Raw genomic sequence first — 11810 nt, forward strand, 5'->3', positions numbered from 1 at the left:
CTACCCCAGAGCCGAGCACGCCTGCCGGTTGCGACACGAGGAAGAAGCTCATGCCGTGGCCTCCCGGGAGCGAGGATCCAGCGCGTAGCGCAGCGCTTCCACCGCCAGGCTCACCAGCACGAGCAGCGACGCGAAGGTGGTGGTGGCCACCACGACCACGGCCACCTGCTTGTTGAGCACCGCGAGCACGTAGAGCTGGCCGAAGTACGGCAGGCCGAAGACACGCTCCGCGGCGAACGAGCCGGCCAGCAGCGACGTGGCCACCGGCCCCACGGCGTCCAGGAGCGCGGGCCACACATTCGGCAGCACGTGGCGGCGCAGCACCGTGCCGCGGGACAGGCCCTTGCCCAGCGCTGTGCGCACGTAGTCGCGAGACAGCTCCGTCTCCAGCGAGTCTCCCACCAGCGTGCCCAGGAAGATGCCGGGCCACACCGAGGTGACGAGCGCCGCGCACAGCTCCGGCAGCATGTGCCCGCGCTCCACCACCGCCGGTGCCAGCAACAGCGCGGGAATGAAGACAGGTGTGCCAAAGGCCACCGCCGGCACCGCGTCGCCCAGCGCCGCCCAGCGGCCCCGGCGCCACGTCGTACGCAGCAGCGCGAAGCCCAGCGCCCACGCCAGCGCGAGCGGTAGCGCCATCAGCCCCACACCCACGCTGCCGGAGAGCTTCAGCAGCAGCTCATCGCCGGTGATGCCCTGCGCGCTGGTGCCCAGCCGCTCGCCGCGAAAGAGCTTCTCCCACGGCCGCAGGAAGCCCAGCGGCTCGCCGATGCCCAGGTCCCGCTGGTACGACGCGGCCAGCTCCTTGGAGACCTGGCGCTTGGCGTCCGTCTCCGTGGTGAGTGGCAGCGCGGCCATGAGGAAGTACGAGGCCACCGCCACCACGGGTACCAGAATCAACTGCCGCGCCAGCCGCTGCGTCACCACCCTCATGGCGCCACTCCGACCTGGGCCGCTTCGGCGGGCGCGAGTCGCAGTGCGCGCAGTGCGAGGAAGTTGAACGGATCCACGTCCAGCCCGCGCAGCCGGGCCCGGGCGCGGAAGTAGCGGTCCGGGTGGTAGATGGGCGCAATCACCGCCTGCTCGCCCACCAGCACCTCCTGGGCCTGGGCGTACAGCGCGCGAGCCTTCGCCTCGTCCGGCTCGCCGTCGCCCGCCTCCAGCAGCCGCTCGAAGCGGGCCATGGGCTCTCCGCCCGCCTGCGTCTCCCAGCCCGTCTGGTGGTTGCCCTCCTTCTCGAAGAGGGTGAAGAACGTATTCGGGTGCGCGTAGTCCCCGCCCAGGCGGCGCAGGTACAGGTCATACACGCGAGGCCCCTGCGCCGAACGCCGGGAAATCTCCGCGGTGAAGTCCGAGCGCGCCTCCAGCACCACCTGCACCCCCACGCGCGCCAGTTGCGTCACCACGCGCTCGGCGATGGCCACCTCCGGAAGAAACCCATCGCCCTGCCGGTAGACCAACCGCAGCGGCCGGTCCAACCCGGGCACTCCAGCCAGCTCCGCCTTCGCGGCCACCGGGGTGTAGCTCGGCAGGCGCGCGGCCTCCTCGGGCGTGGCCGCGCCCGGCAGGTCTGGCGGCAGCAGCACGTTGGACGGACGGGCCGCCGGCAGCAGGCCCGCGACCAGCGCCTCCCGGTCCAGCGCGCGGGACAGCGCGCGCCGCACCTCGGGCCGGTTCAGCGGAGGCCGCTCGGTGTTGAAGGCGAGGAAGTACGTGGACAGCAGCGGCTCGCGCTGCAGGTCGTCCGGCCGGCGCACGCGCAGCGCCGCGGCGCTGTCCATGAAGACGAAGTCCACCCGGCCGCGCTCGTACAGCGCGGGGCCAATCTCCGACTTCATCAGGGTGATGACGGGCGCTGGCGTCTCGCCGGCTTGCAGCGGCGGAGGGAAGGCGCTGGCCGGGTTGTAGACCAGCCGCACGCGCTCGCCAGCTCGGTCCCACCGCTCCACCCGGTACGGCCCCAGCGCCAGCGGGCGCCCGTCGCGCGGCCTGTCGAAGTAGTCGCGCACGGCCTCGTCCGACTTCCCCTCCAGGTCCGCCGCGGGCGCCGGGTAGAAGATGTAGACGTTGGCCACGCGGGCCAGGAAGTAGCTGCGCGGCCGGGCCAGCGTCACCCGCAGGGTGTGCGCGTCCACGGCCTCCACGCCCACGCGCTCCAGCGCGGCGCGCACCTCGTCCTCGGGGGCACCGCGCTCCTGTGCCGCCAGCGCCTCGGACGCGCCCGCCAGGTCGGCCATCTCTCCGCGCTCGCGTCCGCGAAGCGCGCGCCGCCAGCCGATGACGAAGTCGCGCGCGGTGAGCGGCGAGCCGTCCGACCAGCGCACGTCCCGCCGCAGGTGGAAGGTGTAGACCTCACGGCCCTGCTCGTCCGTGACGCGCTCCCACCGCTCGGCCAGCCCGGGCTGCACGGAGTAGTCCGCCCCCAGCACGGTGAGCCCGCGCTGGGTGGCCAGCATGATGGGGTAGTTCGCCCAGCTCTCCGGGTCCGAATGGCTCCAGTCCAGCGTGGTGGGCATGGACGGCACCACCACCTTCACGCCCGCGTCTGGCTGGAAGCCACACGGCCCGCAGGCCGTGGCCACCAGGACCAGCAGGAGGAACGACCATCGGAGTCGAGTACGCGAAGCCACCGGGCCGGGTTGTACCCCGAAGCGCGCCGCGCCCGAAAAAGAGAAGCCAGGAGTCCGGCGACCTCGGTCGTCCGGCATCCTGGCTTCTCTTCAACTCAGTGCCCCCGGTGAGGGGGCCTTCAGCTCATGACGCCAGGCGCTACGCCGGGGCCACGGCCGGCGTGGAGGCCGCCAGCTCCGACGAAGGCGTCGACTTCGCGCCATCGGTGCTGAGCGGCTTGCGGCCGAACTCCTCCGGCTTGTCCAGCACCAGCGCCTCGCGGAGCACCTCGTCCACGAACTCCACCGGGACGATGCGCAGCTGCTTGCGAATCTTCAGCGGGATGTCCTTCAGGTCCTTCTTGTTCGCCTTCGGAATCAGGACCGTCTTGATGCCCGCCCGGTGCGCGGCCAGCGTCTTCTCCTTCAGGCCGCCGATGGGCAGCACCCGCCCGCGCAGGGTGATTTCACCCGTCATCGCCACGTCGCGGCGGATGAGGACACGCGTGAGCGCGCTCACCAGGGCCGTGCAGATGGTGACGCCCGCGGAGGGACCGTCCTTCGGAATCGCGCCCTCCGGCAGGTGGACGTGGATGTCGTAGTTCTCGAACACCTTCTTGTCGATGCCGAACCGCTCGGCGCGGCTCCGCACGTACGACATGGCCGCCTGCGCGGACTCCTGCATCACCTCGCCCAGCTTGCCGGTGATGATGAGCTTGCCCTTGCCGGGCATGATGGTGGCCTCGGTGGTGAGGATTTCACCGCCGAGCTCCGTCCACGCCAGGCCCGTGACGATGCCCACCTGGTCCTCGGTCTCCGCCATGCCGTAGCGGTAGCGCGGGGTGCCGAGGAACTTCATCGCCATCTTCCGGTCGACCGCGATGTCCCGCTTGCCGTTCTTCAGCACGTCGCGGGCAATCTTCCGGTACACGCCGCCAATCTCACGCTCCAGCGAGCGCACGCCGGACTCGCGGGTGTAGCGGTTGATGATGGTCCGCAGCGCCTGGTCGGTGATGTCCACCTTCAGCTCCGCCAGCCCGTTGGCCTCCTGCTCCTTCGGGATGAGGTAGCGACGGGCGATGGAGAGCTTCTCCGGCTCCGTGTACCCCGCGATGCGAATCACCTCCATACGGTCCTGCAGCGGACCGGGGATGTTGTGCATCGTGTTCGCGGTGCAGATGAACATCACCTTGGACAGGTCGTAGTCGAGGTCCAGGTAGTGGTCGTTGAAGTTGTGGTTCTGCTCGGGGTCCAGCACCTCCAGCAGCGCCGCGCTCGGGTCGCCACGGAAGTCGGTGGACATCTTGTCGATTTCGTCGAGCAGGAAGACGGGGTTGTTGCTGCCCGCCTTCTTCAGCGACTGGATGAGCTTGCCCGGCATCGCGCCGATGTACGTGCGCCGGTGGCCGCGAATCTCCGCCTCGTCACGCACGCCGCCCAGCGACAGGCGCACGAACTTGCGGCCGGTGGCCCGAGCAATCGAGCGCGCCAGCGACGTCTTGCCCACGCCCGGAGGACCGACGAAGCACAGCACGGGGCCCTTGAGCTTCTTCACCAGCTGCTGCACGGCCAGATACTCGAGGATGCGCTCCTTCGGCTTCTTCAGGCCGTAGTGGTCCTCGTTGAGCACCCGCTCCGCCTCGGTGACGTCCAGGCGGTCCTGGGTCTCGTCGTACCAGGGCAGGCTGATGATCCAGTCGATGTAGTTGCGGACGACGGTGGCCTCGGCGCTCATCGGGCTCATCATCCGGAGCTTCTTCAGCTCCTTCTTGACCTTGAGCGTGGCCTCCTTGCTCATCCGCTTGTTCTTCAGCTTCTCTTCAATCTCCTGGATTTCGTTCTTGAACTCGTCGCGCTCACCCAGCTCCTTCTGAATGGCCTGCATCTGCTCATTCAGGTAGTACTCCTTCTGGGTCTTCTCCATCTGCTTCTTGACGCGCGTGCGGATCTTCTTCTCCACCTGGAGAATCTCGATCTCACCCTGCATCAGCTCGTAGAGCTTCTCCAGGCGCTTGGCCGGGGACTCCGTCTCGAGCAGGGCCTGCTTGTCGTTCAGCTTCAGGGAGAGGTGCGCGACGATGGTGTCCGCGAGCCGGGCCGGGTCGTCGATGCTCGCCACCTGCATGAGCATCTCAGGCGGAATGCGCTTGTTGAGCTTGACGAAGGCCTCGAACACGGAGTGGACGCTGCGAACGAGCGCCTCCAGCTCCACGCTCTTCTCGGTCTGCTCCTCGACTTCTTCAACCTCCACCATGAAGAAGGCGTCGTTGGGGTGGAACTTCTTCACCCGGGCGCGGCGCACGCCTTCGACCAGCACCTTCACCGTGCCGTCAGGCAGGGGGAGGAGCTGGATGACGTGGCCCAGCGTACCGAAGTGGAAGATGTCGTCCGGAGTGGGGTCGTTGGTCTTGGCCTTCTTCTGCGCAGCCAGCAGGATGACGGCCTTGTCGTCCGGCCCCTTGTGCGCCATCGCGTCCTTCAAAGCCGCGATGGACTTCTCCCGGCCGACGAACAGCGGCACCACCATGTGCGGGAACACGATGATGTCCCGAAGGGGCAAGAGCGGGACGGTGAGTCCCCGCTTCTGGGCTTCCTTCTTGTCGTCACGTCCGAAGAACATGTATCCGCCACCTGCTGGCCTGCCGGGGAGGCAGGCCATTGAAGAGTTGCCCGTCCGCCCGCTCTGCGAGCGCGCATACGGGGTGAAGCACGTCTATAACACGCCGATTTCTGGCGCCGTTCCCCGCCTCAAGATTGGGGAACAACGTCGTGCCATCAAGGGAACACCCGTGACCTCCTCGGGCGTTCGCCCGGTATGTCAGCGGCCCTGCGCCGCCACCCCACCCTGGCGCATCTCCACCTCCAGCACGTGGAAGAGAAATGCGTAGAGGTCCGCACTGGACTCAATCTGCTTGGCCACTTGATCCGCGCCTCCGTGGCCCGCATTCGCCTCGATACGCAGGAGGGAGGGCGTGCGGTTGCCTGCCACGTTCTGCAGGGCCGCCACGAACTTGCGGGCGTGCATGGGGTCCACCCGGTCGTCGTGGTCCGACGCCATCATCAGCATGGCGGGGTAGCGCACGTCCGGCCGCACGTGGTGGTAGGGCGAGTAGGCGTACAGCGTCTTGAAGTCCTCGGCCTTCTCCGCCGTCCCGTACTCCGGAATCCACGTCCGCCCGCTACCAAAGAGGTGGTAGCGCACCATGTCCAGGAGCGGCACGGCGCACACCACCGCGCCGTAGAGCTCCGGGCGCTGCGTCATGGCCGCGCCCACCAGCAGGCCACCGTTGCTGCCGCCGTAGATGGCCAGGCGCCGGGGCTGCGTGTACTTCTCGCGGGCGAGGTACTCGGCCGCCGCGTGGAAGTCGTCGAAGACGTTCTGCTTGCGGTCCAGGCGACCGGCCTCGTGCCACGCCTTCCCGTACTCGCCGCCACCTCGCAGGTTGGCCACCGCGTAGATGCCGCCCGCGTCCAGCCAGGGGAGGATGCTCCCCCGGAAGACGGGCTCCATGTTCACGTTGAAGCCGCCGTACCCGTAGAGCAGCGTGGGCGCGTTGCCGTCGCGCTTCAGGCCCTTGCGGTACACCAGGAACATGGGCACCCGGGTGCCATCCTTCGACGGGTAGAAGACCTGCTGCACCGTGTAGGCGTCCGGGTCCATGGGCAGCTCGACGCGGGCCCACTCCTCGGACTTCCCGGTGCTGACGGACGTCTTGTAGACGAGCCGCGGCGTCGTGAAGGACGTGTAGATGAAGTACGCCTCGTCCAGTTCCTCCTGCCCCACCAGGTTGGACGCGGCGCCCACGCCCGGCAGTTGCACCGTGCGCACCGGCTTGCCCTGCAGGGTGGCCACGCGCACCTCGGTGGTGGCGTCCTTGAGGTACTCCAGCGCCAGGTGCCCGCCGACGACCTTGGCCCCCAGCAGGGAGGCGACCGGGTCCTCGGGGATGACTTCCTTCCACGCGGCGCGCTCGGGCCTGGCCGGGTCCACCTCGAAGACGCGCTGGCGCGGGGCGCCCTCGTCCGTGGTGACGTAGAAGCGGTCCTTCCAGGCGTGCACCTCGTACTTCGCGCCCTCGCCCTTCACCAGCAGGCGGAAGTCCTTCTCCTCCGGCCGCTTCCAGTAGACGTCGTTCTCGCTCCAGCCGCGGATGATGTAGGCAAAGAGGTACTTGCCGTCCCGGCTCAAGTCACTCTGGAGGAAGGTGGTCGGGTCCCCCGTGTGCGGGTGCACCAGCGCGTCGTGCCTGGGGTCCGTGCCCACCTTGTGGAAGCGGATGCTGGTGTAGCCGGGCCGCGCGTCCACGGGGATGCTCGGGTCCGTGGGCAGCCACTCGTAGTAGAAGCCCTTGCTGTCCGGCGTCCACCGGGGCGTGGCGTACTTGCCGCCCTCAATCACGTCGACCTTGGACCACTGGCCCGAGTCCACGTCCACCACGTGGAGCGCCGCCTCATCCGCGGCGTTGGGCTTCTGGGCGAAGACGACCTTCTTCCCGTCCCACGAGGGCGACCAGGTGCCCATGGAGAGGGAGCCGTCCTGGCTCCAGGTGTTCGGGTCCAGCAGCACCTTCTCCTGCCCCTTCTCCCCGTCGCGCCAGTAGAGGACGGACTTCTCCTTGTCCTTGTGGGTGCGGATGTAGAAGAAGCGGCCGTTGCGCCGGGCCGGCGGGGAGATGGAGTCCGTGTAGAACAGCTCCGTGAAGCGGCGGGTGAGCACGTCGCGGCCCGGCATCTTCGCCAGCTGCTCGCGTGCCAGCGCGTCCTGCGCCTTCATCCACGCCTGCACCTCCGGGGCCTTCTCGTCCTCCAGCCACCGGTAGGGGTCCGCCACCTTCACGCCGTGCAGCGTGTCCGCCACCTGCTCGGCCCGGGTTGCCGGGTAGACCATTCGCGAGGACTCCTCCTGGGCCGACACCTGCGAGGCCGACCGGGTCATGTCGCCTGGCGCCGCGGACGCGGCTGCCGGCAGTTCCTCCCGCGCCGCCTCCTTCTGGATGGCGCACGCGGCAAGAGACAGCAACGCAGGGACGAGCAGCTTTCTCATGGGGACCAGCACATACAGAAAGGCCCCCGCACGTCCCACAAAAAGTGTGGTGGGGCCGGAACCGCACGGCCCCTCTCCTAACGCGCGGGGCGCGCCGGAGCCGCCTCCTGGCTCCTTGACGCGCCCCGTCATGCCCTATGGGCCGCCTCCGTGGAGGCGGCGCTGACTCAGGCGGATTCCTTCTTCGGCTCCGGGGACTCCTTCTCCTGGGAGTGGAGCACCACCGGCTCGCTCTTCTTGAGGATGACCTCCTCGGAGATGAGCACCTCGCGGGCCGTCTTGCGGGACGGGATTTCGTACATCACGTCCAGCATGGCCGACTCGAGGATGGAGCGCAGGCCACGGGCGCCCGCCTTGCGGCGGATGGCCTCGGAGGCGATGGCCTTGAGGGCGCCGTCGGTGAACTTCAGCGCGACGCCGTCCAGCTCGAAGAGCTTGCGGTACTGCTTGGTGAGCGCGTTCTTCGGCTGGTTGAGGATGTTGATGAGCGCGGGCTCATCCAGCTCCTCCAGCGCGGTGATGATGGGCAGGCGGCCGATGAACTCCGGAATCATGCCGAACTTGAGCAGGTCCTCCGGCTCCACGTGCTTGAGCAGCTCGGTGAGGTTGCGCTGCTTCTTGGACTGGATGTCCGCGCCGAAGCCCAGGTTGCGCCCACCCAGCCGCCGCTCAATCACCTGGTCCAGGCCGCCGAAGGCGCCGCCGCAGATGAAGAGGATGTTGGTGGTGTCCACCTGCAGGAACTCCTGCTGCGGGTGCTTGCGGCCGCCCTTGGGCGGGACGTTGGCCACCGTACCCTCGATGATCTTCAGCAGGGCCTGCTGCACGCCCTCGCCGCTGACGTCGCGGGTGATGGAGGGGTTCTCCGACTTGCGGGCAATCTTGTCGATTTCGTCGATGTAGACGATGCCGCGCTGCGCCCGCTCGATGTCGTGGTCGGCCGCCTGCAGCAGGTTGACGATGATGTTCTCCACGTCCTCGCCCACGTAGCCGGCCTCGGTGAGGCAGGTGGCGTCGGCGATGGTGAAGGGGACGTTGAGGATGCGCGCCAGCGTCTGCGCCAGCAGCGTCTTGCCGCTACCGGTGGGGCCCAGCAGGAGGATGTTGCTCTTCTGGAGCTCCACGTCCTCCATCGCGACCTTGGACTCGATGCGCTTGTAGTGGTTGTGCACCGCCACGGAGAGCGTCTTCTTCGCGCGCTCCTGGCCGATGACGTACTCGTCCAGCACGGCCTTGATTTCCGAAGGCCGGGGGATGCGCAGCTTGGTGTCCTTGGTCTCCTCGCGGTCGATTTCCTCCGCGATGATGTCGTTGCAGAGCCCGATGCACTCGTCGCAGATGTAGACCGTCGGCCCCGCGATGAGCTTCTTCACCTCCTTCTGCGACTTTCCGCAGAAGGAGCAGCAGAGGGTCTGGTTGTCTCGCTTCTCCACGTTCTTGCCCGCCATGTCATCCCTCGCTGCGCCTGAAAGGCCCCCACTCCTGAAGACCGCCCCTACCCCTGCCTCCGGACCAATCTAGTCAGCCCCTGTCCGGATCGTCCACGCACCTTCCAGGTACTTAACAGGGCGGTGGCCACGACGCAGAAAGCAGAAAGCCGGAGACGCGGGGACGCATTCCCGCGACTCCGGCCACTTACCGAGGCCCAAGGCCCCGGTTACACGACTACTTCTTCTCTTCCTTGCCCAGTCCCACGACCTTCCGGGGGCTCTGGATTTCATCGATGATGCCGTAGGCCTTGGCCTCCGTCGCACCCATGAAGTAGTCGCGATCCGTGTCCTTCTCCACACGCTCGATCGACTGGCCGGTGTGCTTGACGATGAGCTCGTTGAGCTTGGCCTTCATCCGGAGGATTTCCCGGGCCTGGATTTCGATGTCCGTGGCCTGGCCGCGCACGCCGCCCAGCGGCTGGTGGATCATGATGCGGCTGGAGGGCAGCGAGTAGCGCTTGCCCTTGGCACCGGCGAGCAGGAGGACGGCCCCCATGGAGGCCGCCTGCCCGACGCAGATGGTCGACACCGGACACTTCAGGTACTGCATGGTGTCGTAGATGGCGAGGCCGGCCGTCACCGAGCCACCAGGCGAGTTGACGTAGAGGTTGATGTCCTTGTCCGGGTCCTCGGACTCGAGGAACAGGAGCTGGGCGACGATGACGTTGGCCACGTCATCGTCGATTTCAGTGCCCAGCATGACGATGCGGTCCTTCAGGAGCCGGCTGTAGATGTCGTACGAGCGCTCACCGCGATGGGTCTGCTCGATGACGTAGGGAACGGGCATGAAGGGCATGTCGACCTCTAGTGAGACTCGGAAGCTCGCAAGCTCGGAAGATTGAACCTCACTGATACTTCGCCCGAGCCCTCAGGAATTCAATCGTCTTTTCCTCCCTCAGTCGGAGAGACAACCCGAGCCGCTCGTCCGGACCCTTGAAGTACTTCTTCACGGCGGCGACCGGCTGGCCGGCCTCGGTGGCCAGCTGCTCGATCCGGGCGTCCACGTCCGCGTCGGAGGCCTGGATGCTCTCCTTCTGGGCGATGGCCTCGAACAGCAGCGTGCCCTTCACCTCCTGGATGGCCTTCTCGCGCATCTCCTCGCGCAGGCGGGAGAAGTCCAGGTTGAGGCGGCTGGGGTCCACGCCCTGGCGCTGGAGCTGCTGCAGCGCGCCGCGCAGCATGGAGTCCATGGCGCGCTCCACCATGGCGCGGGGCACCTCGAAGGGGTTGCGCTCGATGAGGACCTTCATCAGGGCCTCGCGCTCCTCGCCCTCCACCTGGGCCTTGCGGGCCCGCTGCATGTCCTCGCGCATCTTGGTGCGCAGCTCGTCCAGCGACTGGGCGATGCCGGTGTTCTTGGCGAAGTCGTCGTTGAGCTCGGGGGTGATTTCCTTCTGGAGGGACTTCACGGTGATGTGGAAGCGCGCCGTCTTCCCGCGCACCTCCTCCACCCGGTAGTCGGCCGGGAAGGCGTAGTCGATGTCCTTGGACTCGCCCACCTTCACGCCCTCCAGGGCGGCAATCTTCGACTCCACCAGCTCGCCGGGCGCCACCTGGACGGTGATGCCGTCGGCCTTGCTGCCGGGGAACGGCTGGCCGTCGACGGTGGCCTCGAAGTCCACGGTGACCTGGTCACTGGCGGCCGCGGTGTCGCGGTCCGTGATGGGCTCCTGGCGGGCCATGGACTGGCGCATGCGCTCCAGCTGCTCGTTGATCTGCTCGTCGGTGACGGCCGTCTCCGACTTCGCCAGGGGCAGCTCCTGGTACTCCTTCGCCTCCACCTTCGGCTTCACCTCGACGCGCGCCTCGAAGGTGAAGGGGGCGTCCGCCTTGAGGCCGGAGTTGGTGACCTGGGGGTTGGCGACGACCTCCACGTTGTGCTCGCGGATGGCCTCCACGTACGCGGCCTGCACGACGCGCTGGATGACCTCGTCCTCGACCTGGTCCTTGAAGCGCTGCTCCAGGATGCGGCGGGGGACCTTGCCCTGCCGGAAGCCAGGCAGCCGCACCTGCTGGCCGAGCTTGGAGTACGCGCGGTTGAGCTCCTCCGCGACGCGGGCGTTCTCGACCTCGATGGAGAGCTTCTTCTCGATGGGAGAGAGCTCCTCGACCTGGACCTTCATGGGGGCCTCGCTCGCCGCCGCCTCGGACATCCGTCCCGGGCGACGCCGGAAAAGTGGGACGTGCGCCTTTAGGGGATAGGCACGAGCGGGTCAACGCGAAATGGGCGAGGAGGGACTCGAACCCTCACACCTTGCGGTACCAGATCCTAAGTCTGGCGCGTCTACCAGTTTCGCCACCCGCCCGGGTGCGACCGCGCGCTGCGCCTTCCTACCGCGAAACGTCCGGTGGACGGCAGAGGCCGGAAAAAGAAACGGGGCCCCTCCATTTCTGGAGGAGCCCCGGAGTGAGAGCGGAGGGAATCGAACCCACAACCTATGGATTAAGAGTCCATTGCTCTGCCAATTGAGCTACGCTCCCGGCACTGCCCTGGTCCGTCGCCCGCCTGCGCGGCGTCCAGGTGGCGGCGGTAACTACAGAAGCCCGACCGTGCTGTCAAAAAGTATTTTCGGGCCCCCCTTCATTCCCGCTGCTGAGGATCTGACGCTCGGAGCATCCAGCGCCTGACGCCGGTCCGCCCGCCCGGCGGCCAGCCCCCGGGACGGC

General features: G+C 67.7%; 7 protein-coding genes and 2 tRNA genes. All 9 read right to left on the minus strand.

The window, feature by feature from the left end:
* Positions 1–48: 48 nt before the first annotated feature.
* A complete protein-coding gene (locus G4D85_RS00165; protein ID WP_164006733.1) occupies positions 49–933 on the minus strand; it encodes an ABC transporter permease subunit in 885 nt (294 codons plus the stop codon).
* Positions 930–2516, minus strand: coding sequence for a peptide ABC transporter substrate-binding protein (locus tag G4D85_RS00170; protein ID WP_240359112.1), 1587 nt, complete (start codon positions 2514–2516; stop codon positions 930–932). The genes G4D85_RS00165 and G4D85_RS00170 overlap by 4 nt, the downstream gene beginning before the upstream one ends.
* Positions 2517–2769: 253 nt before the next feature.
* Positions 2770–5229 carry an endopeptidase La gene (gene lon, locus G4D85_RS00175; protein WP_164006737.1) on the minus strand — a complete coding sequence of 820 codons (2460 nt, stop codon included), beginning with the start codon at positions 5227–5229 and terminating at the stop codon, positions 2770–2772.
* Positions 5230–5427: 198 nt separating this feature from the next.
* Positions 5428–7653, minus strand: coding sequence for a prolyl oligopeptidase family serine peptidase (locus G4D85_RS00180; protein WP_205525365.1), 2226 nt, complete (start codon positions 7651–7653; stop codon positions 5428–5430).
* A gap of 167 nt (positions 7654–7820) precedes the next feature.
* Entirely contained in the window at positions 7821–9101 is a 1281-nt protein-coding gene (gene clpX / locus G4D85_RS00185) for an ATP-dependent Clp protease ATP-binding subunit ClpX (protein ID WP_164006739.1), read from the minus strand.
* Positions 9102–9318: 217 nt separating this feature from the next.
* Positions 9319–9939, minus strand: a complete 621-nt coding sequence (gene clpP / locus G4D85_RS00190; RefSeq protein ID WP_164006741.1) for an ATP-dependent Clp endopeptidase proteolytic subunit ClpP — start codon at positions 9937–9939, stop codon at positions 9319–9321.
* A gap of 49 nt (positions 9940–9988) precedes the next feature.
* Positions 9989–11266 (minus strand): trigger factor, encoded by a 1278-nt coding sequence (gene tig, locus G4D85_RS00195; RefSeq protein ID WP_164006742.1) that lies wholly within the window; start codon positions 11264–11266, stop codon positions 9989–9991.
* A 101-nt stretch (positions 11267–11367) separates the two neighbouring features.
* A tRNA-Leu gene (locus tag G4D85_RS00200) sits at positions 11368–11449 on the minus strand.
* A gap of 102 nt (positions 11450–11551) precedes the next feature.
* A tRNA-Lys gene (locus G4D85_RS00205) sits at positions 11552–11624 on the minus strand.
* Positions 11625–11810 lie beyond the last annotated feature (186 nt).

Origin of the sequence: Pyxidicoccus trucidator (genome assembly GCF_010894435.1) — a bacterium.
GTDB lineage: Bacteria > Myxococcota > Myxococcia > Myxococcales > Myxococcaceae > Myxococcus > Myxococcus trucidator.

What these genes read in the sequence shown, in the direction of transcription:
- lon (WP_164006737.1), bottom strand. Translation starts at nt 5,229, where the DNA reads ATGTTCTTCGGACGTGACGACAAGAAGGAAGCCCAGAAGCGGGGACTC.
- G4D85_RS00165 (WP_164006733.1), bottom strand. Translation starts at nt 933, where the DNA reads ATGAGGGTGGTGACGCAGCGGCTGGCGCGGCAGTTGATTCTGGTACCC.
- G4D85_RS00170 (WP_240359112.1), bottom strand. Translation starts at nt 2,516, where the DNA reads ATGCCCACCACGCTGGACTGGAGCCATTCGGACCCGGAGAGCTGGGCG.
- clpP (WP_164006741.1), bottom strand. Translation starts at nt 9,939, where the DNA reads ATGCCCTTCATGCCCGTTCCCTACGTCATCGAGCAGACCCATCGCGGT.
- clpX (WP_164006739.1), bottom strand. Translation starts at nt 9,101, where the DNA reads ATGGCGGGCAAGAACGTGGAGAAGCGAGACAACCAGACCCTCTGCTGC.
- G4D85_RS00180 (WP_205525365.1), bottom strand. Translation starts at nt 7,653, where the DNA reads ATGAGAAAGCTGCTCGTCCCTGCGTTGCTGTCTCTTGCCGCGTGCGCC.
- tig (WP_164006742.1), bottom strand. Translation starts at nt 11,266, where the DNA reads ATGAAGGTCCAGGTCGAGGAGCTCTCTCCCATCGAGAAGAAGCTCTCC.